The sequence below is a fragment of the Sphingopyxis bauzanensis genome (assembly GCF_002205675.1).
Classification (GTDB): domain Bacteria; phylum Pseudomonadota; class Alphaproteobacteria; order Sphingomonadales; family Sphingomonadaceae; genus Sphingopyxis; species Sphingopyxis bauzanensis.
Map to the genome: position 1 here is coordinate 133,526 of NZ_NISK01000002.1, position 25,507 is coordinate 159,032.

Annotated in this window: 24 protein-coding genes and 1 tRNA gene; 13 read left to right on the forward strand and 12 right to left on the reverse strand. The window is 62.7% G+C overall.

Annotated elements, in window-relative coordinates:
• Positions 1-16 precede the first annotated feature (16 nt).
• Together CDQ92_RS07210 and CDQ92_RS07215 are read right to left on the reverse strand one after the other, a co-directional pair.
• On the reverse strand, positions 17-1,018 hold the full coding sequence (locus tag CDQ92_RS07210; RefSeq protein WP_088440751.1) for a fumarylacetoacetate hydrolase family protein: 1,002 nt from the start codon (positions 1,016-1,018) through the stop codon (positions 17-19).
• 59 nt (positions 1,019-1,077) lie between these two features.
• On the reverse strand, positions 1,078-1,491 hold the full coding sequence (locus CDQ92_RS07215; RefSeq protein WP_088441445.1) for a hypothetical protein: 414 nt from the start codon (positions 1,489-1,491) through the stop codon (positions 1,078-1,080).
• A 148-nt stretch (positions 1,492-1,639) separates the two neighbouring features.
• Between CDQ92_RS07215 and CDQ92_RS07220 the strand changes: the two genes are divergently transcribed.
• From CDQ92_RS07220 to CDQ92_RS07235, 4 genes are all read left to right on the forward strand, one after another.
• Positions 1,640-2,872, forward strand: coding sequence for a sensor histidine kinase (locus CDQ92_RS07220; protein WP_088441446.1), 1,233 nt, complete (start codon positions 1,640-1,642; stop codon positions 2,870-2,872).
• A 188-nt stretch (positions 2,873-3,060) separates the two neighbouring features.
• On the forward strand, positions 3,061-3,267 hold the full coding sequence (locus CDQ92_RS07225) for a cold-shock protein (RefSeq protein WP_088440752.1): 207 nt from the start codon (positions 3,061-3,063) through the stop codon (positions 3,265-3,267).
• 3 nt (positions 3,268-3,270) lie between these two features.
• Positions 3,271-3,534 carry a translation initiation factor IF-1 gene (gene infA / locus CDQ92_RS07230; RefSeq protein ID WP_088440753.1) on the forward strand — a complete coding sequence of 88 codons (264 nt, stop codon included), beginning with the start codon at positions 3,271-3,273 and terminating at the stop codon, positions 3,532-3,534.
• A 228-nt stretch (positions 3,535-3,762) separates the two neighbouring features.
• Complete coding sequence (locus CDQ92_RS07235) at positions 3,763-4,002, forward strand: hypothetical protein (RefSeq protein WP_088440754.1); 240 nt, start codon at positions 3,763-3,765, stop codon at positions 4,000-4,002.
• Here CDQ92_RS07235 and aptA read toward each other — a convergent pair.
• Positions 3,999-5,321: an omega-aminotransferase AptA gene (gene aptA / locus CDQ92_RS07240; RefSeq protein ID WP_088441447.1), complete on the reverse strand. Its 1,323-nt coding sequence runs from the start codon at positions 5,319-5,321 to the stop codon at positions 3,999-4,001. The genes CDQ92_RS07235 and aptA overlap by 4 nt on opposite strands.
• Before the next feature lie 237 nt (positions 5,322-5,558).
• On the opposite strand from aptA, the gene CDQ92_RS07245 reads away from it, so the two are divergent.
• The 8 genes from CDQ92_RS07245 (at position 5,559) to CDQ92_RS07280 (ending at position 15,216) form a co-directional block, all read left to right on the forward strand.
• Positions 5,559-6,905: a glutamine synthetase family protein gene (locus tag CDQ92_RS07245; RefSeq protein WP_088440755.1), complete on the forward strand. Its 1,347-nt coding sequence runs from the start codon at positions 5,559-5,561 to the stop codon at positions 6,903-6,905.
• A 14-nt stretch (positions 6,906-6,919) separates the two neighbouring features.
• Positions 6,920-8,188: an NAD(P)/FAD-dependent oxidoreductase gene (locus CDQ92_RS07250; RefSeq protein ID WP_088440756.1), complete on the forward strand. Its 1,269-nt coding sequence runs from the start codon at positions 6,920-6,922 to the stop codon at positions 8,186-8,188.
• The gene (locus CDQ92_RS07255; RefSeq protein WP_088440757.1) at positions 8,185-9,528 is read left to right on the forward strand and encodes an aspartate aminotransferase family protein; all 1,344 of its coding nucleotides are present in this window, start codon (positions 8,185-8,187) and stop codon (positions 9,526-9,528) included. Before CDQ92_RS07250 ends, CDQ92_RS07255 begins: the two co-directional genes overlap by 4 nt.
• A gap of 7 nt (positions 9,529-9,535) precedes the next feature.
• Positions 9,536-10,927 carry a glutamine synthetase family protein gene (locus CDQ92_RS07260; RefSeq protein ID WP_088440758.1) on the forward strand — a complete coding sequence of 464 codons (1,392 nt, stop codon included), beginning with the start codon at positions 9,536-9,538 and terminating at the stop codon, positions 10,925-10,927.
• Positions 10,928-11,018: 91 nt separating this feature from the next.
• A complete protein-coding gene (locus CDQ92_RS07265) occupies positions 11,019-12,125 on the forward strand; it encodes an ABC transporter substrate-binding protein (RefSeq protein WP_088440759.1) in 1,107 nt (368 codons plus the stop codon).
• Between the two features lie 85 nt (positions 12,126-12,210).
• The gene (locus tag CDQ92_RS07270; RefSeq protein WP_088440760.1) at positions 12,211-13,116 is read left to right on the forward strand and encodes an ABC transporter permease; all 906 of its coding nucleotides are present in this window, start codon (positions 12,211-12,213) and stop codon (positions 13,114-13,116) included.
• Positions 13,116-13,958 (forward strand): ABC transporter permease, encoded by an 843-nt coding sequence (locus CDQ92_RS07275; protein WP_088440761.1) that lies wholly within the window; start codon positions 13,116-13,118, stop codon positions 13,956-13,958. Before CDQ92_RS07270 ends, CDQ92_RS07275 begins: the two co-directional genes overlap by 1 nt.
• A 127-nt stretch (positions 13,959-14,085) precedes the next feature.
• Positions 14,086-15,216 (forward strand): ABC transporter ATP-binding protein, encoded by a 1,131-nt coding sequence (locus CDQ92_RS07280; RefSeq protein ID WP_088440762.1) that lies wholly within the window; start codon positions 14,086-14,088, stop codon positions 15,214-15,216.
• Between the two features lie 101 nt (positions 15,217-15,317).
• On the opposite strand, the gene CDQ92_RS07285 is transcribed toward CDQ92_RS07280, so the two are convergent.
• The 5 genes from CDQ92_RS07285 to CDQ92_RS21430 form a co-directional block, all read right to left on the reverse strand.
• A complete protein-coding gene (locus CDQ92_RS07285) occupies positions 15,318-16,256 on the reverse strand; it encodes a DUF808 domain-containing protein (protein ID WP_088440763.1) in 939 nt (312 codons plus the stop codon).
• 16 nt (positions 16,257-16,272) lie between these two features.
• Complete coding sequence (locus CDQ92_RS07290; protein WP_088440764.1) at positions 16,273-17,646, reverse strand: aspartate aminotransferase family protein; 1,374 nt, start codon at positions 17,644-17,646, stop codon at positions 16,273-16,275.
• A gap of 186 nt (positions 17,647-17,832) precedes the next feature.
• Positions 17,833-18,573, reverse strand: coding sequence for a gamma-glutamyl-gamma-aminobutyrate hydrolase family protein (locus CDQ92_RS07295; RefSeq protein ID WP_088440765.1), 741 nt, complete (start codon positions 18,571-18,573; stop codon positions 17,833-17,835).
• Between the two features lie 43 nt (positions 18,574-18,616).
• Positions 18,617-19,588 (reverse strand): glucokinase, encoded by a 972-nt coding sequence (locus CDQ92_RS07300; protein ID WP_088440766.1) that lies wholly within the window; start codon positions 19,586-19,588, stop codon positions 18,617-18,619.
• Between the two features lie 244 nt (positions 19,589-19,832).
• Complete coding sequence (locus CDQ92_RS21430; RefSeq protein WP_201792037.1) at positions 19,833-20,186, reverse strand: hypothetical protein; 354 nt, start codon at positions 20,184-20,186, stop codon at positions 19,833-19,835.
• Between CDQ92_RS21430 and CDQ92_RS07305 the strand changes: the two genes are divergently transcribed.
• On the forward strand, positions 20,181-20,891 hold the full coding sequence (locus CDQ92_RS07305) for a Fic family protein (RefSeq protein ID WP_201792038.1): 711 nt from the start codon (positions 20,181-20,183) through the stop codon (positions 20,889-20,891). The genes CDQ92_RS21430 and CDQ92_RS07305 overlap by 6 nt on opposite strands.
• Positions 20,892-21,530: 639 nt before the next feature.
• Here the strand turns inward: CDQ92_RS07305 and CDQ92_RS07310 are convergent.
• The 4 genes from CDQ92_RS07310 to ppdK all read right to left on the reverse strand — a co-directional run bounded on the left by CDQ92_RS07310 (position 21,531) and on the right by ppdK (position 25,456).
• A tRNA-Arg gene (locus CDQ92_RS07310) sits at positions 21,531-21,607 on the reverse strand.
• Positions 21,608-21,651: 44 nt separating this feature from the next.
• Positions 21,652-22,179: a DUF1254 domain-containing protein gene (locus CDQ92_RS07315; RefSeq protein ID WP_088440768.1), complete on the reverse strand. Its 528-nt coding sequence runs from the start codon at positions 22,177-22,179 to the stop codon at positions 21,652-21,654.
• A 1-nt stretch (position 22,180) separates the two neighbouring features.
• The gene (locus tag CDQ92_RS07320; protein WP_088440769.1) at positions 22,181-22,756 is read right to left on the reverse strand and encodes a DUF1214 domain-containing protein; all 576 of its coding nucleotides are present in this window, start codon (positions 22,754-22,756) and stop codon (positions 22,181-22,183) included.
• Positions 22,757-22,795: 39 nt separating this feature from the next.
• Positions 22,796-25,456 carry a pyruvate, phosphate dikinase gene (ppdK, locus tag CDQ92_RS07325; protein WP_188682292.1) on the reverse strand — a complete coding sequence of 887 codons (2,661 nt, stop codon included), beginning with the start codon at positions 25,454-25,456 and terminating at the stop codon, positions 22,796-22,798.
• Positions 25,457-25,507 lie beyond the last annotated feature (51 nt).

Genomic DNA, 25,507 nt, shown 5'->3' on the forward strand with positions numbered 1-25,507 from the left:
CCCGCCCCTTTTCGTTTTACATCACCTGCTGTTCGATCGCACCAAAGATGCTGTGGTGGCGCTCGTCATCCATCCAGATACGAACGCTGTCGCCCTTTTGCATGAACGGCGTCTTCGGCTCGCCCTGCTGGATCGTTTCGACCGTCCGCACTTCCGCGAGGCAACTGTACCCCAGGCCACCCTCGGCAATCGGCTTGCCAGGTCCGCCATCGGCGTCGCGGTTCGATACCGTCCCCGATCCGATGATCGTCCCCGCCCCCAGATCGCGCGTCTTGGCCGCATGGGCGATCAGCGCCCCGAAATCGAACGTCATGTCTACACCGGCATCGGCACGGCCGAGCGGCTGGCCATTGAGGTCGACGCAGAGCGTGCCGTGCAGCTTGCCATCCCGCCAGCGTTCGCCCAGCGCCTCGGGCGTCACGAACGCCGGCGACATCGCGCTTGACGGCTTTGACTGGAAAAAGCCGAACCCTTTTGCAAGTTCGCCCGGGATCAAACCGCGCAGCGACACGTCGTTGGTCAGCCCGATCAGCAGAATCTTGTCGCGCGCCGCGACCGCGTCGATCCCCGCCGGTACATCTCCGGTTACCACGACGACCTCAGCCTCCATATCGCAGCCCCACGCGGGATCGCCGAGCGGGATCGGGTCGCGCGGGCCAAGGAATACATCGCTGCCCCCCTGATACATCAGCGGATCGTGCCAGAAACTGTCGGGCATCTCGGCGCCGCGGGCCTGCCGCACCAGCGCGACATGGTTCACATAAGCGCTGCCGTCGGCCCATTGATACGCCCGCGGCAGCGGCGATGCGGCCTCGCGTTCGTGGAACCGCTCCTTGGGGATCGCATCGTGATTCAGGTCTTCGGCCAGCGCGGCGAGCCGCGGCGCGGCATAGGCCCAATTGTCGAGCGCAGCCTGCAAAGTCGGAACGATGTGACCGGCGTCGGCATACCAGGCCAGATCATCCGAAACGACGACGAGGCGGCCGTCGCGGCCCTGTTTGAGCGAAGCTAGTTTCACGAAAACTCCTTTGGCTGGCGACGCGGCTGAACCGACATCGCTTGGCTAAGGAGCGAAAATCAGCGCGACGTCGTAATCGAAGCGAAACAGGTAAAGCCGCTCTGCCCCGCCTGCAAGCGCCGGATGTACTGAAGATACGCCTGCGACTGATTATACGTCGTGCCGGGCAGTGTCTGACCGCGGAACGCACGCTTCACTTCTTCGCCGGTAAAGGGCCGCAGCGCGCCCGGAAATGCGCCCTTGGTTCCCGGCGCGACCAGCTTGCCCTGGGTGTCGATGAATTTTCCGACGCCGCCCGGGCCAGGGACGGGAATTTGGCAGTTCATCACCGACACCGCGGTCTGCGCAAAGGCGGGGCGGATCGTCAGTGCCGCCGACACCCCCACCGCTCCCAACGCCAGCATGCGCCGCCGCGAGGGAATGGCATCGCCTGCTTCGACGGCGTTTTCAGTGGGAATTTCGCGCTTATCCATCATCGGCGCATAACCCAATGAGGACGCAAGGAAAAGCAAAACACCGCTGACGACCGCCTACATCCCGGTTTGGGACATTCGCCGCACAAGCGTTAACACCTGCAAACGGCCTTGCGTCCGCCCCTTGCTTCGTGCGAGGCGGCGGATGATGTTCGACCGCCTGTCCAGCCTCGTCATTGGGCTCACAATGATCGTCATCGCGGCGATTTTTGCCGTGCTGACGGGCGGCGACCTGCTGGCCATCGCGATCATGACCTTCGCCGGCTTTGCTGGTGCCGGCATCGTTTACAGAGCGCTTCCGCTTGCGGCCCCCGATCGCTCGGGCACCCTGCCCGCCCCGGCGGAGACTGCGCCGATATCGCTGCTTCGTCACCCCGATTTTGCGCATTGGGTCGATCAGGAAAAAGAACCGTTGCTCGGCACCGCCGATAATATCGTGACCATCGCCAATGACGCCGCGGTCAGACTGCTCGGGCGCCATATCGTCGGCGCCGACGTGCGAACCGCGATACGTCACCCGGCGGCAACCGAATGGCTGTCACGCATCCAGGGCGGCACGCCGCTGGAACCGGTCAATCTGATCGATTTTCCGCGGCCGGGCCAGCGCTGGACGATGCGGATCGCAGAGCTGTCGGGCAGTGAAAACATCATCTTTCTGTCCGACCGTTCGGCGATCGACGCCGCCGACCGCATGCGGTCGGATTTTGTCGCCAACGCCAGCCACGAATTGCGTACACCGCTCGCGGCGATCCTCGGCTATGTCGAGACATTGCAGGAAATGAACGGCGAAACCGACGCGCCAACCCGCGACCGGTTTCTATCGATCATCGAGCGCGAAGCGCGGCGGATGCAGCAGCTTGTGATCGATCTCCTGTCGATCTCGCGGGTCGAGGCCGACCGTTTTCGCCGTCCGACGGCGACGGTCGATCTCGCCATGATCGTTCGCACCGCCATTGGCCAGCTGAGCGACAGCGAACCCGCGCGCGCGAAGGATCTGGTGGCCAAGCTCGGCGACGGTGCGCAGCCGATGCTGGGCGATGAGGCCCAGCTCAGCCAGCTCGCGCACAACATCATTTCGAACGCGATGAAATATGGCCACGCCGGAACCCCGGTGACGGTCGAGCTGATACGCGAGGGCAGCCGCGTGCGCCTGTCGGTCAGCGATCAAGGCGACGGCATCGCGCCCGATCATCTGCCGCGGCTGACGGAACGTTTCTATCGCGTCGACGAGGCGCGCAGCCGCTCGGTCGGCGGCACCGGGCTTGGCCTCGCGATCGTCAAGCATATCGGCGAGCGCCACCAGGGGCAGCTCGATATTGACAGCCAAGTCGGCAGAGGAACGCGGGTTTCGGTGACATTTCCCTTGCTGAGCGAAGGCTGACGGCCCGCGCGCGGGACCGCGAAAACCGGCTAGTCCTTGACTTTTGGCCCTGAATGGCCCATCTTCAACAGGCTATCGTCGCTTTCGACGGATTTTGTTGCCGCATTGGCAGGACATTCCTTCCTCACGCTTCCTGGCGCCGCCGATATGAATCGGTGGTAACTCCGCTTCCGTGAAAGGAACGACCCATGCCCACCGGCACCGTAAAATTTTTCAACACCGACAAAGGCTATGGCTTTATTGCCAACGAGGATGGCTCGGGCGACAGCTTCGTCCACATCACCGCCCTCGAACGCGCCGGCATGTCGACGCTGAACAAGGATCAGCGCGTTTCTTACGATCTGGAAACCGACCAGCGCGGCAAAGTGTCCGCCGTCAACATCCAGTCGGCCTGATCTTTGGCCAAAGAGGAACTACTGACCCTCGACGGCCAGATCGATGAGATCCTTCCCGACGGACGCTTTGGCGTCACGCTGGAAAATGACCATCGGATCATCGCTTATACGGCAGGCCGGATGCGACGTTTTCGTATCCGGTCGGTCGTCGGCGATGCCGTTCGCGTCGAAATGACACCTTATGACCTGACCAAAGGCCGCATCATCTATCGTGATCGCGGCGCCGGTCCGGCCGGTAGCGGTCCGCGCAAGGGCAACCGGCGCTGACCCCCGATAACAAAAACATGAATGAATACAGGATAATATGAACTTAATTTCGAATAGCTTTCCTTCCCTTCTCCGCCCCTATGCCGCGATCAACGCGCCAGCGCGGAAAACCAGTCGGCGATCGCCGACCCTGTCGCAAAGCGAATTGCGCCGCCTGATCGCCCAGATGATCGACTGACCCAAATCAGACCGACCGACTAACCCACCCCAGACCAAAGGATACCCGCCATGTCGAACACCAGTGACTTCTATCAGGCCCAGGCCGATAAATGCGCCGTCGACGCGGCGGCCAGCACTTTGTCGCAGGTTCGCGACCGCAATCTGCGCGCCGAACAGGCGTGGCGCACGATGGCCGAACGTCTGGTTCAGACCGAAGCCACGCGCGCCCGCCAGGTCGCTGCGACCGCAGCCAAGGCCGAGGCGAACGCCGAAGCCGCCGCGATGCAGATGGACGACCTGGACCGTTAATCGACCGCGTCGAGCAGGTCGGCAATCTTCCCGAACATCTCGTCAATCTGCGTTTTTTCGACGATCAGGGGCGGCGACAGGGCGATAATATCGCCCGTCGCGCGCACCAGCAGGCCATTGTCGAAACAGGCATGGAACAGTTCCATCGCGCGCGCCGTCGGCGCGCCGGGGCGCGGTTCCAGTTCGATTCCGGCCACCAGCCCGATGGTGCGAACATCGATGATGTGCCGCTTGCCCTTCAGGCTATGCGCCGCATCTTCCCAATAGCTGCCGAGCTCGCTCGCGCGGTCGAACAGACTGTCGCGCGCGTATAGGTCGAGCGTCGCCAGCCCCGCCGCGCTCGCCAGCGGGTGCCCAGAATAGGTGTAACCATGGAACAGTTCGATGCCCGCATCGACGCTGTCGAGCACCGCATCGTGCAGTTCGCGCTTCACCGCCACCGCGCCCATCGGCACCGCAGCGTTGGTTAGCCCCTTCGCCATCGTGATGATGTCGGGTGTCACCCCCCACTGCCCCGCCGCGGTCGCGCCGCCGACGCGGCCAAACGCCGTGATTACCTCGTCGAAGATCAGGATGATGCCGTGCTTGTCGCAAATTTCGCGCAGCCGCTGGAGATAGCCGACTGGCGGAACGAGCACCCCGGTCGATCCCGCCATCGGCTCGACGATCACCGCTGCAATCGTCTCGGCGCCGTGCAGGTCGACAAGCCGCTGCAGGTCATCGGCCAGCTCGGCGCCATGCTGCGGAAAGCCGCGCGTGAATGCGTTGCGTGCGATGTCGTGCGTATGGCGCAGATGATCGACGCCAGGCAAACCGCCTCCGAACGCGCGCCGGTTGTTGACCAGCCCACCAACGCTGATCCCGCCAAAGCCGGTACCATGATAGCCGCGCTCGCGCCCGATCAGCCGCGTCCGTGTCCCCTGCCCCTTGGCGCGCTGGATCGCGAGCGCAATTTTTAGTGCTGTATCAACCGATTCGGAGCCGCTGTTGGTAAAGAATATCCGGTCGAGGCCATCGGGCATCAGCGCCGCGAGCCGCTGCGCCAGCTCAAACGGCAACGGGTGGCCAAGCTGAAACGTCGGCGCGAAATCAAGCGTTGCCGCGGCCCTTGCGATCGCGTCGGTAATCTCGGGGCGGCAATGTCCCGCATTGCTGCACCACAGCCCCGACGTCCCGTCGAGGATTGTCCGCCCATTGCTGCTCTGATAATATATCCCGCTCGCCGATACGAGCTGGCGCGGGTTCGCCTTGTAGGACCGGTTCGCGGTAAACGGCATCCAGAATGCCGCCAGCGGATCATTTTCGCCCTTCATCGCCATCGTCTCCTTGCCCTGCGCATCAGTACCGCCCATCCTTGCCCTGCTTGACGACGAGGCGAGCGCCTGGTCAAGCCCGGTCCGCCCAGATTGAAGCCTTGCCAATAGTGCGCAAGCAAAGAAACCAGCATATAACCATGCCAAAAGTGGCTGAATAGCGTCCCCCTCTGGCGCTCCATCGATCCTTGCGATACGCTGCCACTGCACAACGGGCCAACCTTTCGGCCCAATCGGGGGCGCATGTCAGTCAATCTGGAACAATGGATCAGCGACCATAAGATCGACGAAGTCGAATGTATCGTCCCCGACATCAACGGGGTCCAGCGCGGCAAGGTGCTGCCGGCCAAGAAGTTTCTGGCATCGGTGAAGGACAAGTCGCTGCGCATCCCTGGTAGCGTGTTCATCTGCACGATCGACGGCCATTATCCTGAGGATATCGACGACATCTGGGACAAGGATCCCGACAAGATCCTGATCGCCGATCCCGACACCATCTGCGTCGCGCCGGGATTCAAGTCGCCGACCGCCTTCGTGATCGCCGACGTGCTCAACCGCGACGGCAGCGAGGTCGATATCGCCCCGCGCACCATCCTGAAAAAAGTGCTCGCGCTCTATGCCGAAAAGGGCTGGCGGCCGGTCATCGCGCCCGAGGTTGAATTTTACCTGGTGTCGCAGAATGTCGATCCCGACTTTCCGCTGACCCCGCCGACCGGTCAGTCGGGACGCAGCGAGTCCGCCAGTCAGCCTTACGGACTGGAAGCGATGAACGAATATGAGGATATCATCGATCATATCTATGACGATTGCGAGCTGATGGGGCTCGATATCGACACGATGATCCACGAAATGGGCGCCGCGCAGCTCGAGGTCAATTTCGAGCATGGCGATCCGCTGCGGCTCGCCGACGAGGTGTTCCTGTTCAAGCGGGCGGTGCGCAGCGTTGCCAAGCAGCACGGCGTCTATGCGACGTTCATGGCCAATCCCATGGCGGGCCAGCCCGGCAGCGCGATGCACATTCACCAGTCGGTCGTCGACGCGGCGACCGGCAAGAACCTGTTCTCGACCGCCAACGGCCGCGATAGCGCGATGTTCCGCAGCTATATCGCCGGCCTCGTCCGCTACATGCCTCAGATCGCACCGCTGTGGGCGCCCAACGTCAACAGCTTCCGCCGCATGCGTCCCGACAGCGCGGCGCCGATCAACGTCCAGTGGGGCGAGGATAACCGCTCGTGCGGGTTCCGGGTGCCGATTTCGGAAAAGGCCAATCGCCGCGTCGAAAATCGCCTGCCCGGCGCCGACAGCAACCCCTATCTGGCGATCGCGGCGTCGCTGATCTGCGGTTACATCGGCGTTGTCGATCGCATGGTCCCGGCGAAATCGATCACCGGCAGCGCGTACAACCGCGCCCGCACCCTGCCCCGCACGCTGGAAGCCGCGCTCGACCGGTTCAGCTCGTGCAAGAAGGTGCGCAATCTGCTCGGCGACGATTTCTTCGAAATCTTCTTCGCGGTGAAGGATTATGAGCTGTTCAACTACCAGTCGGTGGTGTCGAGCTGGGAACGCGAACATCTGTTGATGCGGGTCTGACCCGCATTCCCACCATGGCCGATCCGCTGAACCACAGCTATTACGCCGCGACCGCGCACGAATGGCGACCGCGCAACGATATCCGGGGCGACTCGCGCTGCGATGTCGCGGTGATCGGTGGTGGATTCACGGGACTTAGTGCCGCCCTAGCCTGCGCCGAGCGCGGCTTCTCGGTTATCCTCATCGAAGCCGACCACGTCGGCTTCGGCGCCTCGGGACGCAATGGCGGGCAGCTCATTCCGGGCCTCCGTTGGGCGGCATCGGAACTGGAAGAAGAATTTGGCCGCGAGCGCGCCGATGCACTGTTCGATCTGTGCTGGCGCGACAACCGGGTGGCGGCGCGGATTGCCAAGCACAGCATCGATTGCGACCTGAAATCGGGCCTTCTGGAAGCAGCGTGGACGCCAAAGGATTTCGGCGCAATGCGGCGCGAGGCGGACTATCTCGCCGGGCGCTTCGGCTACCAGAGTGACGTCGTCGCGAAAGCGGATATGCCCAATCTTATCGCCAGCCCGCTTTATCATGGCGGCATCCATGACCCGCAGGGCGGCCATTTTCATCCACTGAATTACGCGATCGGTCTTGCCCAAGCCGCCGAAGCGGCGGGTGTTTGCATCTGGGAAGGTCAGCGCGCTTACGAGATCACTGATACGGCCGATGGTCTGGGTGTGATGACCGACCGCGCGCATGTCGCAGCGCTCTATGTCATCGATGCCACCGACAGCTGGATCGGTCAGATCGAGCCCGACCTTGGCCGCTACACCGTGCCGATCATGAACTATAACATCGCGACGGCACCGCTCGCGAACGCCGACGAGTTACTCCCCAGCGACGCCGCGGTCGCCGACAGCCGGTTCGTGCTCAACTATTTCCGCCTCTCCGCCGACAAGCGCCTCATCTTCGGCGGCGGCGAACGCTATTCGCAAACCCCACCGCACGACATTGCAGCGTTCGTGCGGCCGTTCATGGCGCAGGTGTTCCCGCAGATCGCCGATGCCAGGATCGATTATGGCTGGGGCGGCGCGGTGGCGGTGACGATGAACCGGTTGCCGCATATCGGACGGCGCGGGAGTGTCTTTTTCGCCCACGGCTTTTCGGGTCACGGCGCGCTGGTGACGACGCTGGCGGGCGAACTGATCGCCGAGGCGATGGCGGGGACCGCCGAGCGCTTCGATGTGCTCGCCAATCTGCCCAGTCGCCCCTTCCCGGGCGGTAAATGGCTGCGCCAGCCGCTCGCGACCTTGGGGCTGCTCTACTATGCGATGAAAGACCGGCTCGGATGATTTCATCCGGCTCCATCGCCCACATGGCGAACCGCGAAGCCGAACGCTTCCGCGCTGCCAACCCACGCGCCCTTGCCCACCATGCCGCGGCGACCGGCTGGTTCCAGTCGGTGCCGTTCCACTGGATGAAGGACTGGCCGAGTCCGGTGCCGATCATCGCCGCGTCGGCCAAGGACGCAGCGCTGACGAGCATCGACGGCCAGACCTATGACGATTTCTGTCTCGGTGACACTGCAAGCCTGTTCGGCCATTCACCGCTGCCGCTCGCCGCGGCACTGGCGAAGCAGGCGAGTGAAGGGCTGAGCTACATGCTCCCAACCGAGCGCGGCGCCGCATTATCCGCGCGATTGGCGGCGATGTTCGGCCTGCCGTTATGGCAGGTCACGACGACCGCCAGCGAAGCCAATCGTGCGGTCATCCGCTGGTGCCGCGGGATCAGCAGGCGCGCCAAGATCCTGACTTTCAACGGCGCCTATCATGGTGCGGTCGACGACGCCTTCGTCGACCTGAAGAACGGCCAGCCCGTCATGCGCACGAGCCTGGTCGGCCAGGTCCATGATCTGCGCGACACGACCACCGTGATCGAGTTCAACGACGAAGGCGCCCTCGCCGACGCGCTGCGCGGCGGCGACATCGCCTGCATCCTTGCCGAGCCGGTGATGACCAACGTTGGTATGGTCCGCGACGGCCCGGGATTTCTCCAGACGCTCCGGACTCTCTGCGACGAGACCGGCACCCTGCTGGTGTTCGACGAAACGCACACCATCTCGTCGGGCTATGGCGGCCATGGCATCACCCATGGTCCAAAGCCCGACCTCATAGTTGTCGGCAAATCGATCGGCGGCGGCGTGCCGTGCGCGGTCTATGGCTTCAGCAGCGAAGTCGCCGCGCGGATGGCGGCACGCAACCAGTCGCGACCAGCGGGTCACAGCGGCATCGGGACGACATTGTCAGCCAACGCGCTCGCGATCACGGCGATGGATGCGATGCTGTCCGAGGTCATCACCCGCCCCGCCTACGATCACATGCTACGCGGCGCCGCACGCTTGGTAGCCGGGCTCGAAGCCCAAATCGCGAACGCCAATCTCGACTGGCACGTCACCCAGGTCGGCGCGCGGGTCGAGTTCCTCACCTGCCCCACGCCGCCGCGCAATGGCGGCGAAGCGAAGGCGGCGATGCAGCCCGAACTCGAGGCGGCGATCCACCTCTTCCTTGCCAACCGCGGGATTTTGCTGGCGCCGTTCCACAATATGATGTTGGTGAGCCCGGTTACCGGCGACGACCAGATCGACCGGTTGGTGGAGGGCTTCGCGGACTGCACCAAAGCGCTGAAGGAGTAGAGGGGCGATGTCGAAATCATCGGGCGTGATCGCGCCGCGATCGGAGGCCGAGGCTTTTTTCAAGGCCCATCCCGACGTCGATTCGATCGAGATGATCTACACCGATATGGGCGGCGTGCCGCGCGGCAAGCGGCTGCGCCAGCATGAGGTGATGGCGGTGTATGAAAGCGGGCGGATGTTCCCCGGTTCAATCACTGTCGTCGATATCACCGGGCAGGACACGGTCGAAACCGGGCTGGTGTGGGAAGATGGCGACGCCGACCGATCGATGAAGCCCATCCCCGGCACCCTCGTCCGCACCCCGTGGGGCGGCGACCATGCCGCGCAGTTCCTCGTCGATTTCTACGAGCTCGACGGCACCCCCCACGACCTCGATCCCCGCCATGTGCTCGGCGGCATTATCGATCGTTTTATCGCCGACGGGCTGACCCCCGTGCTCGCGGTCGAGCTGGAATTCTATCTCGTCGACCCGCGCCGCGCCCGCGACGGCACGGTGCGCCCCGCCCGCCCCGGCTACAGCCGCGATACACCGCGCAATGTCGAGGTGTACGGGCTGCGCGAGCTCGACGATTTCCGGCCCTTCTTCGACGCGCTTTATGCCGCGACCGATGCGCAGGACATTCCGCTCGAAAGCGCGATTTCCGAATTTGCGCCGGGCCAGTTCGAGCTGACGCTTCGCCACAAGCCCGACGCGCTGCGCGCCTGCGACGATGCGATCATGTACAAACGGCTGGTCAAAGCCGTAGCGCAGCAGCAAGGCTTTGAGGCCACTTTCATGGCCAAGCCGTTCGCCGAGCAGGCGGGCAGCGGGATGCACATCCATGTGTCGGTCAACGACGGTTCGGGCACCAACATCTTCGCCAGCGACGACCCCGAAGGCACCCCGGCGCTGCGTCACGCGATCGGCGGCATGATCGGCACGGTCGGCGATGCCTTCGCGCTCTTTGCCCCGCACGCCAACAGCTATCGCCGCTTCAAGGCGAACAGTTACGCCCCGGTCGCGCCGACCTGGGGCGTCAACAACCGCACCGTGTCGTTCCGCATCCCCGCCGGGCCGCCACCGAGCCGCCACGTCGAGCATCGCGCGTGCGGCGCCGACGCCAATCCTTATCTGGCGGTCGCCGCCGTCTTGGCAGGCATGCACCACGGCATGACGAACAAGACCGATCCCGGCGCTGCCGTCGCCGGCAACGGCTATGATCGCGACAACAGCGGCGACGACAAACCGCCGTCGAACTGGTTTGCCGCGGTCGATCGCTTCCACGGCTCCACGCTGATGCGCGACTATCTGGGCGAGCGCTTTGTCGACATGTTCAGCATCGTCAAACGCGTCGAACAGGACCGCTATTTTGGCGTCGTACCCACGCTTGATTACGACTGGTACCTCCGCAACGCATGAATCTTTCAAAGATTCGTGTTGCGGTGCAAAATAACCTCTTTCCAAGCGGACTTTATTGAGTCAGCTTGACGTCACAATCAGGGAGGCCGTCATGGATCTGAACGAACTGATCAAGCAAACCCGCGGGCGTCGCTCGCTCTTGCAAGCGATGGGGGTCGCGGCAATCGGGATCAGCTTTGGCGGTCTTGCCGCGTGCAGCAAGGGCGAAGGCAAAAAGCTCGCCAATGGCGAAGAGGGCAAGCTCAACTTCTACAACTGGGACACCTATATCGGCGAAACGACCCTCGACGATTTCAAGGAAGCAAGCGGCGCCGAAGTGAAGATGGACCTGTTCGACAGCAACGACGTGCTGTTCGCCAAGTTCAAGGCCGGCAACCCCGGTTACGACGTGATCGTCCCCTCGAACGACTTCGTCGAACGCATGGCGCAGGCGGGGATGCTCCAGACGCTCGACCATGCCCAGATTCCGAATATGAAGAATGTCGATCCGACCTTCATCGACGTCGATTATGACATGGGCCGCAAAGTATCGATGCCTTACACTTGGCTCGCTCTCGGTATCGGCTATCGCAAGTCGAAGATGAAGGCGAAGCCCGACAGCTGGAAAGTGCTGTTCGACAGCCCCGAATATGCCGGTCGCATGGCCTGGCTGTCCGAAGCGGGCGACATGTTCCGCCTTTACGGCAAATATCTGGGCAAATCGGTCAACGCGCTGACCCCCGCCGACATCGCGACGATCGAGGCGATGATGATCAAGCAAAAGCCTAATGTGAAGAATTTCCACGTCGACGACGGGCAGGATCTGTTGCTCAAGGGCGATATCGACCTGGTGCTCGAATATAATGGCGACATCGCGCAGGCGATGCTGGAGGATGACGACATCGATTTCGTCGTACCGAGCGAAGGAAGCCAGCTCAATTCGGATAATCTTTGCATCCCGAAGGGCGCACCTCATCCCAAGAACGCCCACGCCTTCATCAACTATATCCTCGATGCCGAGGTCGGCAAAAGCATCACCGAAACGATCCTCTACCCGACCCCCAATGCCGCAGCCAAAGCGCTGATGCCCGATACCTACAAGAACAATCCGGTCATCTATCCGCCCGCCGATGTGCTGGCGAAATGCGAGTATGCCAAGTTCAATCCGACCTTGCAGCCGTTGTTCGAAGAAGCCTTTACGCGAGTGCGCGCGGCTTAATCCGGTGCCTTTGCTTCGTCGCTGCGCTCGCAGCGACGGCCGATTTATCGCGTCTAAGACGCTCTGACTGGGAGGCACTCGGGGGGTGGCCGAACAGGATTGGAAAACGAGCAAAAGGACTTTCGCAGCGGTATCGCTGCCGACCTTGTTGTGGGTGGTCGTCTTCTTCCTCGTGCCGATGGCCATCGTCTGGCTCTACAGCTTCGGCGAGAATCGCGGCCTGACCGAGATCGAATTCTCGGGCACGCTCGACAATTACAAGCGCGCGACCGAGTGGCTCTACCTCGGCATTTTCGGGAAAAGCTTTGCGGTCGCGGCGCTCGTCACGCTGATTTGCCTGATCATCGGTTTTCCGGTCGCGATGGCAATCACCTTTGCGAGCGAAAAATGGCGGCCGTGGCTGCTCCTCGGCATCATGCTGCCGTTCTGGACCAACCTCCTCATCCGCACCTATGCGCTGATGATGCTGCTCGGCACGCAGGGTTTCGCCAACAAGGGGATGGGCGCATTGTGGGAAGGAACGAGCTGGATCAAGACGCTCGTCGGGCTGCAACCGCTGCCGACATGGGAGCCGGTGCAGCTGCTGTTCAACAATTTCGCGGTCGTTTTCGGGCTCGTCTATGTCCATCTGCCCTTCATGGTGCTGCCGCTTTACGCCGCACTCGACCGGCTCGACCGCAGCCTGATCGAGGCGAGCCTCGACCTTGGCGCCGGGCATTTTCGCACCATCATGCGGATTGTCGTGCCGCTGGCGGCGCCCGGCATCATCGCCGGGGTGATGATCACGTTGATCCCCGCGCTCGGCGCCTACCTCACCCCCGATCTGATGGGCGGCACCGACAGCCAGATGATCGCCAACGTCATCGAACGCCAGTTCAAGAAAGCGAATGACTGGCCCTTTGGCGCGGCCCTCTCCTTCCTCCTCATTTATGCGATGTTTGCGCTGATCGCGATCCAGTCGATGCACAAAAAAGTGCCCGAGGTCCGCTGATGGCCCTCTTCGCCCGCGCCCCCGTCGCCCCGCTCGAATATAGCCGCACCTTGTGGATGCGCCTCTGGGTCGGGGCGGTGATGGTCTTCCTCTACGCACCCCTTGTCGTGCTGATGATCTTCAGCTTCAATGACAGCAAGCGCAACGTCGTGTGGCGCGGCTTCACCACCAAATATTATGAAAAGGCGCTGGGCAACGACCAACTGGTCGAGGCGCTGATCAACTCGCTGACCATCGCGGCGCTGGCGACGCTCGCCAGCCTGGTGCTCGGTACGCTCGCCGCGGTGCTGCTGTGGCGCTTTCGCTTCCCGTGGAAGGGAGCAATCGACGGCACGATCTCGCTGCCGATCATCGTCCCCGAAATCTGCCTCGGCGTCGCGTTCCTGATGTTTTTTGCCGCGGTCGGGTGGCCGACCGATCTCGTCTGGCCGTTCAACCTCGGCGCGATCACCATCGCGCACATCACCTTCTGCTTCCCCTTCGTCACCATGGTCGTCCGCTCGCGCCTCGCGAGCTTCAACCGCGAGCAGGAGGAGGCCGCCAAAGATCTGGGCGCGAGCGAAGCCCAGGTGTTCCGCGACGTGCTGATCCCGCACATCAAACCCGCGCTGGTCGCGGGCGCTTTGCTCTCCTTCACGCTCAGCCTCGACGATTTCGTTATCACCTATTTCACCAGCGGCCCCGACACGATCACCTTCCCGGTGAAAGTCTATTCGATGGTCCGCTTCTCAGTGACCCCCGAAGTCAATGCGGCGTCGACCCTGCTCATCATCCTGACCGTCATCCTGACTTTCATCGCGCTCAAGGCCCAGGGCGTGAAGGCGATTGCGGAGACGCATTGATGGAACGCTTTTTTCCCGATCGCTCCCCTTCCCCGTTCGCACCCGGCGAAGTCGAGATGCCTCTCGGTGGCACACACTCTCACGGTGTCTCGACTTCGCTCGACACGAACGGAATTAGGATCCTTTCATGACCGAAACTGCCAAGTCGATCATCCAGATCCAGAATGTCTCGAAACGCTTTGGCAAGGTGACGGCGGTCGACAATGTCAGCCTCGACATCAACGCCGGCGAATTTTTCGTTCTGCTTGGCCCGTCGGGCTGCGGCAAGACCACCTTGCTGCGGATGATCGCGGGCTTCGAGCTGCCGACCGAGGGCAGGATCCTGATCGACGGGCAGGATATGGCGGGCATCCCGCCGAACAAGCGGCCGGTCAACATGGTGTTCCAAAGCTATGCGGTGTTCCCGCACATGAGCGTCACCGACAATGTCGCTTACGGCCTGAAAATCGCCGGGGTGAAGGGCGGCGAGATCAAGGATCGCGTTGCCGAAGCACTCGATCTGGTCAAGCTCGGCGGTTTTGGCGAGCGCATGCCCGACCAGATGTCGGGCGGCCAGCGCCAGCGCGTCGCGCTCGCGCGCAGCCTGGTGATGCGGCCGAAGGTGCTCCTGCTCGACGAACCACTGTCGGCGCTCGATGCGAAGCTCCGCGCGCAGATGCAGTTCGAGCTGTCCGAATTGCAGGAAAAGGTCGGGATTACCTTCGTCACCGTCACCCATGATCAGGACGAGGCGCTGTCGATGGCGTGCCGCATCGGGGTGATCAACAAGGGCGAAGTCGCCCAACTCGCGACGCCGTCGGACCTCTATGAATATCCGTCCAACCGCTTCGTCGCCGATTTTGTCGGTTCGGTGAATATCTTCGAAGGCAAGCTGACCCTCGACGAGCCCGACAAGGCGGCGGTCGACTGCGCGGGGGTCGGCAAGATTTACCTGAACCATGGCGTCACCGGCCCGCACGGCGCCGATGTGTGGATCGCGCTGCGCCCCGAGAAAATCTACCTTCACGTTCCCGGCGAAGGCAAGGCAGTCAAAGCGGCGGCGCAGGACGCCCCGGATGGTTACAATTTCGCGCGCGGCAAGATCAAAGGCATGAGCTACCTCGGCGATATCACTTTGTTCGAGATCGAGCTGGAATCGGGCGCGCGCATCCGCGTCTCACGTCCCAACCTGTCGCGCCACGATCAGGAGGATTTCACCTGGGGCGACAAGGTCAGCATGCACTGGCGCGCGGATAGTCCGGTAGTGTTGCTGGGGTAATCCCCTGTATTCGTCATTGCGAGCGAAGCGAAGTAATCCAGAGCGGTGACCGCCTACCCTGGATTGCCGCGTCGCTTCGCTCCTCGCAATGACGAGGATGACTAGTGCGCCGCCTTTTTCCCCGGCAATAGATGCAGCACCGCCACAATCACCCCGCCGAGCACCAGCCCGAACACCCCGGCCCCGCCGGCATTGATGAGCCATCCCCACAAGCCCGCTGCCGGCAGATTGCCCGCCACCGCATGAGCAAAATCGTGCAGGCCATGCCCCAGATTGCCGATATGATATTCGTCGAGCGCGTGCAGGATGATCTGGCCCCCGACCCACAGCATCGCCGCCGTCCCGACGAGCGCCAGCGCGCCGAGCAGCTTTGGCATGAATGCCACCAGCCCGCGCCCGATCGCGCGGCGAACGCTGTTGCCCGCTTTCGCCATGTGCAGTCCGATGTCGTCCATTTTAACGATCAACCCGACCGCGCCGTAAACCGCAATGGTGATCGCAATCGCCACCACCACCAGTGTCGCAGCGCGCATCGCAAAGGCTTCGTCGATCACTTCGTTGAGCGCGATCACCATGATTTCGCCTGACAGGATGAAATCGGTGCGGATCGCGCCCTTCACCATCGTTTCTTCATGGTCCTTGTCGGCCACGATCTCAGCGGCCTCGGCAAGCGGCACCTTGTCCTTGTGCAGCGAGTGCCAGACCTTCTCTGCGCCCTCGAAACACAGATATGCCCCGCCGACCATCAACAGCGGGGTGATCGCCCATTGCGCGACTGCAGAGAGCAGCAGCAGGGCAGGCAGGATCAGCACCAGCTTGTTGAAAAACGACCCCTTGGCGATCCGCCAGATGATCGGCAGCTCGCGGTTCGGCTGAAACCCGGTGACATAGCGCGGCGTCACCGCGGCATCATCGACCACCACCCCCGCGGCCTTGACCCCCGCTTTCGACGCGGCGGCGCCGATATCGTCGATGCTCGCGGCGGCCACTTTCGCAATCGTGGCGACATCGTCGAGCAGGGCAAAAAGGCCGGAGGGCATGGGAGAGGATCTTTCGTTAAAGGACGCGGAGTTTCGGCATGACCTCATCGAGTGATTTGCGGATGATGGCAACCATATCGTCGATCTGCTCGGTCGAAATGACCAGCGGCGGGCACATCACCAGGCTGTCGCGAATGCCGCGCACCATCAGCCCATTTGCGATGCACGCATCGCGCGCCATCGGCCCCGCGGTTCCTTCGGCCCCGCCGAACCGCCCCCGCGTTTCTTTGTCGGCAACGATCTCGACCGCGCCTAGCAGCCCGATCGAACGCGCTTCGCCGACCAGCGGATGATCATTCAACGTCGCCAGCGCGTTGGCCAGATGCGGCCCCGTCACGCTACCGGTGCGCTCGACCAGTCCCTCGCGCTCGATAATCTCGATATTCTTGAGCGCCACCGCCGCGGCCACCGGATGTCCCGAATAGGTGAAACCGTGGACGAAGTCGCCGCCGGTCTTGAGCACATCGACGACATGCGCCGCGACCGCGGTCGCCGAGATCGGCAGATAGCCCGAAGACAGGCCTTTCGCCATCGGCATCAGGTCGGGGGTAAAACCCATCGTCTCATGGCCCCACATCTTGCCGGTGCGCCCGAAACCGCAAATCACTTCGTCGGCGACGACGAGCAGGCCATATTTGCGCGCGACTGCCTCGACCTTCGGCCAATATCCCTTCGGCGGAATGATGACCCCACCCGCGCCCTGCACCGGCTCGCCGATAAACGCGGCGCAATTTTCAGGACCGACTTCCAGGATCTTGTCCTCGATCGCCTGGACGCAGGCGTCGCAGAAGTCCTCCTCGGTCATCCCCTGCCCTTCGTTATAGGCATAGGGTTGGCGGACATGCTCGACCCCGGAGATGGGCAAGTCGCCCTGCGCATGCATTGCCTTCATCCCGCCCAGCGAGACGCCCGCGACGGTCGAACCATGATAGGCGTTCCAGCGGCTGATAAAGACGGTGCGCTTGGGCTCGCCCTTCAGCTTCCAATAGTGGCGCACCATCCGGAACACCGTGTCATTGGCTTCGCTGCCCGACGCGTTGAAAAAGACATGCGGCAGACGGTTGCCGGTCAGTTCGGCGATCTTGGCCGCCAGCATGACCGTTGGCGGCGTCGCGGTCTTGAAGAAGGTGTTGTAAAAGGGCAGCTCGCGCATCTGCGCTGCCGCGGCCTCGACCAGTTCCTCGCGGCCATAGCCGACATTGACGCACCACAGCCCCGCCATCCCGTCGAGGATGCGGTGGCCGTCGCCGTCGTGGATGTAGCAGCCCTCGGCATGGGTGATGATGCGGCTGCCGCCAAGCTTTTCGATTTCGGCCCAGTCGGCCTGCGCGGGAAGGTGGTGCGCGACGTCGAGGCGGCGCAGTTCGGCGATGTCGTGATTGCGGGGCATATTTCTCTTCCTGACTCCCCTCCCTTTCAGGGATGGGTTGGGGGTGGGTGGAACGTCTGAGGGAAGAGCGCTCGCCTGCGGCGAGCCACCCACCCTTAGCACCTCCCTTGCAGGGAGGGGAATATTCCAGTCAGGGCGAGAAGCTGATCCGCGCGAGATAGCGGTCATAGCGGGTGACACGACGGTTCATAATTCGCCTCTTAGCGCATGGCCCAGCAGGCGGAAATAGGTCTGGCTGTCATCGCTTTCGTCGGTCGCCCATTCGGGATGCCATTGCACCGCGAGCAGCGGCGCGCCGTTCGGTCGCGCGCTATACGCCTCGATCAAACCATCGGGCGCGCGCGCCTCGACCGCCAACCCGTCGGCGAGCGCGCCGATGCCTTGGAAATGCACCGAATTAACCTGAAGCGTCGGCGCATCATAAGCCGCCGCCAGCAGCCCGCCCGCTACGAGCTCGACCGGGTGGCGATGATCAAACATCGCATCGAAATCGGCCTCATCGGGCGCGTGGTGCCGCAGCAATTGTGCACTCGCCGATGTATCGCGGCGCAGCGTCCCGCCAAGCGCGACATTGATTTCCTGAAACCCGCGGCAAATGCCGAACAGCGGCCGCTGCGCCGCGATCACCGCCTCGACAAGCTCGATCATCATGCGGTCCCGATCGGGGTCGAACGGCCCCTCACCCACCGCAGCATCACCATAGCGCGCGGGTTCGACATTCGACGGTGTCCCGGTCAGCAGCACCCCGTCAAGCCGTCCAACGACCTCCTCTGCGCGCATAAAATCGGGCAGAGAGGGAATGATCAGCGCCGCGCAATCGGCATATTGCATCGCCGCGATCGCATAGCGATTCATCACCGCCTGCGCGGTCTCGACCCCGACGGTGCGGTTGCAGGCGATGATGCCAAGGACCGGGCGCTCAGACATGCCCCTTAGCTGCCGATTTTAATCGGACAGTGCCAGTGTTAATTTAGGCCTTCTGACGCGCGAACGCCGCTGCCGCGCCAAACAGGCCGGGCTGGGGATGGGTAATCAGCTTCACCGGCAACGCCGCCATAAAACCCTCGAACCGACCCTTTTCGATGAAACGTTCGGGAAAACCCGAGCGCACGAGGCTGTCGCGGATCCGAAGGCCAAGGCCGCCCGCGATGACGACGCCGCTCGCGCCTTGCGCCAGCGCGAGGTCGCCCGCGACGCTGCCCAGCGACAGGCAGAAACGATCGACCGCCGCCGCAGCAAGGCTGTCCTGCCCGCCGATCGCATTGGTCCAGATCGCCTTGTCGTCAAGCGGCGTTACCGCGCGCCCTTCAAGCATCGCCAGCGTCTCGTAAATATCGACGATACCTGGCCCTGAAACGATGCGCTCGACCGATACGCGCCGGTGCCGCTTGCGCAGCCGGGCCAGGATCGCATCCTCGATACTGTCGAGCGGGGCAAAGTCGATATGGCCACCTTCGGTCGCTTGCACGCGATAATCAGCCCCGTCGCGCCAGATATGCGCCACACCCAGACCGGTTCCGGGGCCGATGACGCTGATCGTCCCCGTTGTCGGCAAGGCCTGATCGGGTCCGGTCAGCCGCTCGAAATAGCTCTCGTCGGCTTGCGCGACCGCGTGACCGACTGCCTCAAAATCATTGACCAGAACATGGGCGTCGACGTGCAGCTTTTCACCGATCAGCGCCGGACGGATGATCCACGGATTGTTGGTGAAGCGGATGATCTCGCCGCGCGTCGGCCCTGCGATCGCGATTGCGACCGCCCGCGGCAACGCCCCGCCCTGCTGCCGGCCAAAATCTTCCCACGCCGTCTGGAAACTCGCATGGTCCTTCGTATGCAGCGTCGTCGCGTCGCCGAGCGACAGCACGCGCCCGTCCGCAATCTCGGCCATTGCGAACCGCGCATGGGTGCCGCCGATGTCGACCGTGACGATGCGTTCGCTCATATCTCTCCCTCGCCGATCGTTTGCGGTTTGCTCGACAGCGGGAATGTCGCATGGTCAGCGGCGATGCAACAGGGCATAGCTATGCGCGCTTGCTCATCAGGACAAGCCAAACCACCGCGCATAGCTGGATGGTGAGCCACCAGGTGGAACGTCCGAGGCCCCTTGGCTTGGACTTTTTGGGTATTTTCGGGTCAATTATCGGGTATCGCAGCCTATCCTTGCCTTTTGGGTATTTATGGGTATATTATTGGGTATGGCCCTGAAAACCGATTCCTTGCAGATTACGCCTCAAGTCCTCGCCCTCGTCGCCGAGATCGATGAATTCAAGGGCGCGTGGCGAGCGCTTGGTACGCTCGCGCCGGAACGCCTTTCGGCGCTGCGCCGCGTGGCGACGATCGAGAGCGTCGGCTCGAGCACGCGCATCGAGGGGAGCAAACTCACCGATGCCGAGGTCAAACGGCTTCTGTCCAACCTCGAAATCAAATCCTTTGAATCGCGCGACGAGCAGGAAGTTGCTGGCTACGCGCAGGTCATGGAAATGATCTTCGCGCATTTCGATGCGATTGACCTGACCGAAAATCACATCATGCAATTGCACCGCGATCTGCTGTCATTCAGCGACAAGGATGAACGCCATCGCGGCGCATATAAAACGCTCGCCAATCATGTGAGCGCGTTCGATGCGGACGGCAAAGAGATCGGCGTTGTCTTCGAAACGGCCACGCCCTTCGACACGCCGCATCGCATGAAAGAACTGATCGAATGGACCTACAAGGCGCTGAACGAACAGAGCCTGCACCCGCTGCTGGTGATTGCGACCTTCATCGTGGTGTTTCTCGAAATCCATCCGTTTCAGGATGGCAACGGACGGCTTTCGCGCGTTCTGACCACGCTGCTGCTGATGCGCAGCGGTTATGCCTATGTGCCCTATTCCTCGATGGAAAGCGTGATCGAAAACAGCAAGGAAGGCTATTATCTCGCGCTGCGCCAGACGCAAAAAACGATCCGCGGCGACGCGCCCGACTGGCAACCCTGGATCACCTACTTCCTGCGCGCACTCCAGCAGCAAAAACGCCGCCTTGAGAAAAAGATCGAGCGGGAACGCCTCGTGCTGGGCACTCTGCCCGAGCTGTCACTCCAGATCGTCGATGCCGTCAAGGAACGTGGGCGCGTCACGATCGGCGAGATCGTCAACCTTACCGGCGCGAACCGCAATACCGTGAAGAAGCACCTCGCCACACTGACTCAGGCCAAGCACCTTACGCAGCACGGAACGGGCAAAGGAACGTGGTATGGCTTGTAAACGCTTGGTGATTTTGGTCGCAGTGGCAAGCACTCCACGATAGTATGGCGAGAAAATAGGATCAGGAAACCAAAAGAAAAAATGCGTTCCATTAGGTGACTTCAGATATCGGATTGCTGCGCACGATCAAATCGGAATGCTGCGCGAGATCACGTCGGAATGCTGCGCACGATCAAATCGGAACACTGCGCGTGATGACCCTGGAATCCGCACGCTCATGTCCGAAGAACATGACAACGGCAAAAAGCCCACACATATCGCCTATTCATTTCGCTGAAAGGATCCGCTGGTCGGTAAACCGAATCTGATCGCGGCATAACTTCCGCATCGTCCGGAATCCCGTATGCGACGAGCACCTCTTGGGCAGTCTGCCTACCCACGACCTGGCCGACCGATTTGCAGATGAATCGGGAAAAAAGGAAAATTATAAAAGGAAAGTTTGCGCCACCCTCAATGGCGCTCTGAAATGCGAGAACGCACGAGGGGGGTACCCATCTTTGGGTTTCGTTATGAAACTAAAGCAGCTTCGTCTTTGGCAACGGTGGGCATCCAACCGCCGAAATCAATCGTGGTGCTTGCTACGTGCTTGCTAGCTCGACGCCAGTACGCCGAGCAAATTTGCCAAGCTATTGAAAGAAATGGTGCACCCGGAGCGATTCGAACGCCCGACCCTCAGATTCGTAGTCTGATGCTCTATCCAGCTGAGCTACGGGTGCGTGGAGAGGCGCCTTTAAGGGGCGTCGCGTGGGGGCGCAACCCCCTATTTCAGCTTTGTGACCGTGGCACAGGATGATTGGCGGCGCACCGCATCAAGGCCGCCGATTTCCTTGGGGTCTTTCAAAAGCAGGCGGATCAGCGCGATGCCGCGATCATGGTTCGTGCGAACCACTTCGACGCCCGCGGGGACCGCCTGCCCTTCGCGCGCCAGGATGATTCGGAACGGCTTGTCCGCTGCCTCAACATCGTTGCGGACAAAGATCACGTCGGTCGCGGCATCGAAGACGCTGAGCGAGCTGTAACGATCCGGAACCGGCGTCACGTCGATTGCCAGCGGCCCCGCCGACAGATCATAAGGGCAGCTGGAATATGCAAGATCGGGGCTGGGCCGCACAACTGGCTGGCGATCGGGATTGGCCAGATTGCCATGCGACATGGTATTGACGCCGCTTTGCCCCAGCCGGTCCGATGCGATTTTCATCAGCCCATAGGGAATCGCACCGATTGCCGCCCATGCGGTTGCGGCAGAAAGGATGAGACCAAAGGCGAGCGGGCCGAGCCAGTTACGCATGTCAGCAGCCCTCCTTGACGATTTGCGGCAGCACCGCCTTCGCCGGGTCGGCCCGGAATGCGGTTCCCGGATTGTACATGCGGAGCGTCAGGTGGAACGGCTGGTCCCTGGTGCCCGGCAGCCACGCGCCATCGGCAGGCTTTGTGGGCGCGATTGTGACGCCCCATTCGCCCTTGGCATCAAGCGCAACACTGGCGCCGTTGACCGACCAGATATCCGCCGGATTGGCAACCAGATAGCCTTTGGCATCATAGATGGTTACGCTCCACCAGCGCGCATCGAGCGGTTTTCCCGACAGGCGGTAGCGGCAATTGCCATCGAGCGGCGCGCCCGCGGCATCGGTCGTCGCCGACCAATAGACCGTTTCCTTCGCGGGTAGTGCGAGCAGGCCGGCGCGGGCGACCAGCGCGCGGGTGACGGGATCTGTCGCCTTGGTGCCAAAGCCCAGCGAGGTCGTCCACGGCCCGTTGGCAATCGCGCCATTGCTGAGCCCGCCGTTGGTGAGCGCCCAGGCGGCACCGAGGCCGACGGTCAGGCCGCCGACAAGGGCGGTCGCATAGCGGTGCCAGCTCTTCATGACGTGCTCCCCCTGTCGTCACCTTCACGGGGGCGACGACTATTTCGCCTTCAACGCCGCCTGGGCTGCCGCCAGCCGTGCAATCGGCACACGGTACGGCGAGGCGCTGACATAGTCGAGGCCGGTTTTTTCGCAGAAATGGATGCTCGGCGCGTCGCCGCCGTGCTCGCCGCAGATGCCAAGCTTCACGTCGGGACGCGTCTTGCGCCCGCGCTCCGCCGCCAGTTCGATCAGCTGCCCGACGCCTTCGACATCGAGGCTGACGAACGGGTCGGTCAGGAAGATGCCCTTATCGACATATTGGGTCAGGAAGCGTCCCGCATCGTCGCGGCTGATGCCGATCGTCGTCTGGGTCAAATCGTTGGTGCCAAAGCTGAAAAATTCCGCCGTCTCGGCAATCTCGCCGGCCATCAACGCGGCGCGCGGCAGTTCGATCATCGTGCCGACCAGATAGGCGATCTCGCGGCCCTTTTCGGCGAACACTGCCTTGGCCTGTGCGTCGACGACCGCCTTCATCAAGTCGAACTCGCGGCGCGTCGCGACGAGCGGGATCATCACCTCGGGGATCGGCGCCGCGCCGGTGGCAGCGGCCACGTCGCAAGCCGCCTCGAAAATCGCGCGCGCCTGCATCTCATAGATTTCGGGGTAGGTGACGCCGAGACGGCAGCCGCGATGGCCCAGCATCGGGTTGAATTCATGCAGTTCGTTGGCACGCGCCTTCAGTGCCTCGATGCCCACGCCCGCCGCCGCGGCGACGTCGGCGAAATCCTCTTCGCGCGTCGGCAGGAATTCGTGGAGCGGCGGATCGAGCAGGCGGATCGTCACTGGCAGCCCCGCCATGACCTCGAAAATCCCCGCGAAATCCGCCCGCTGTTCGGGCAGCAATTTGGCGAGCGCAACGCGGCGACCCGCCTCATTTTCGGCCAGAATCATCTCGCGCACCGCGGTGATCCGCGCGGCGTCGAAGAACATATGTTCGGTGCGGCAAAGCCCGATGCCTTCGGCGCCGAAATCGCGTGCGACCTGCGCGTCCTGCGGCGTTTCGGCGTTGGCGCGCACCTTCATGCGGCGGACCTTGTCGGCCCACACCATCAGCGTACCGAAATCGCCGACCAGTTCGGGCAGCAGGGTCTTGACCTCGCCGGCCATCACTTCACCAGTCGATCCGTCGAGGGTGATGATATCGCCCTCGCGCAGTTCTCGCCCGGCGACGCGCAGCACGCGCGCATTGCCGTCGATCGACAGCCCGCCCGCGCCCGACACGCACGGACGCCCCATGCCGCGTGCGACGACCGCGGCGTGGCTGGTCATCCCGCCGCGCGCGGTGAGGATGCCCTTGGCGGCGTGCATGCCGTGGATGTCTTCGGGCGACGTCTCGACGCGCACCAGAATGACCGCCTCGCCCATCTCCGCGGCTTTTTCGGCCGCATCGGCGGTGAACATGATCTTGCCCGACGCGGCGCCGGGGCTGGCGGGCAGCCCCTTGGTCAGCACATCGCGCGGCGCGTTGGGGTCGAGCGTCGGATGGAGCAACTGATCGAGCGCGCCTGGATCGACGCGGCCCACGGCTTCCTCTTCGGTGATCAGCCCCTCGGCCGCCATATCGACCGCGATCTTCAGCGCTGCCTTGGCGGTGCGCTTGCCTGACCGCGTCTGGAGCATCCACAAAGTGCCGCGCTCGACGGTGAATTCGATGTCCTGCATGTCGCGGTAATGGGTTTCGAGCGTATCGAAGACGCGGCCCAGCTCGCCAAACGTCTCCGGCATTGCCTCTTCCATCGACAGCGGCTTGGCGCCCGCCCGCTCGCGCGCTGCGGTGGTCAGATATTGCGGGGTGCGGATGCCCGCGACGACGTCCTCGCCCTGGGCGTTGATCAGCCATTCGCCGTACCAGGCGCGCTCGCCGGTCGCGGGGTCGCGGGTGAAGGCGACGCCCGTCGCCGAGGTGTCGCCCATATTGCCGAAGACCATCGCCTGCACATTCACCGCAGTGCCCCATTCGGCAGGGATCGAGTTCAGGCGGCGATAGACTTTCGCGCGGTCGCTTTCCCAGCTGGCGAACACGGCGCCAACCGCACCCCACAGCTGATCGTTCGGATCCTGCGGGAATGGCGCGCCGGTTTCGCGTTCGACGATCGCCTGATATTCCTTGACCAGCGCCTGCCAATCTTCAGCCGACATCTCGGTGTCGAGGTAGAAACCCCTGTCTTCTTTGGCAATTTCCAGCGCTTCCTCGAACTCGGCATGGTCGAGCCCCATGACGACGTCGGCGTACATCTGGACGAAACGGCGATAGCTGTCCCACGCGAAACGCGGGTCTCCCGACGCTTCGGACAGGCCGATGACGGTCTTGTCGTTGAGCCCCAGGTTGAGGACGGTATCCATCATCCCCGGCATCGACACACGCGCGCCCGAGCGCACCGACACGAGCAGCGGATCGGCGGCGTCGCCAAACACTTTGCCGGTGATGCCTTCGATGTGGTTGATACCCGCGGTGACCTGTTCAATCAGGCCCGCGGGGAATTGTTCGCCATTGGCATAATAAGCGGTGCAGACGTCGGTGGTGATCGTAAAGCCCGGGGGCACCGGCAGGCCGATCGAGGCCATTTCGGCAAGGTTCGATCCCTTGCCGCCCAGCAATTCCTTCGAACGCTCGGCCGTCGTGGCCGCGCCGCCAAACAAATGCACCATCTTCGTCATCATATGCTCCTGCTGCCCCGGGGAGGAGGTTGCGGCTGGATAGGGTCGGGA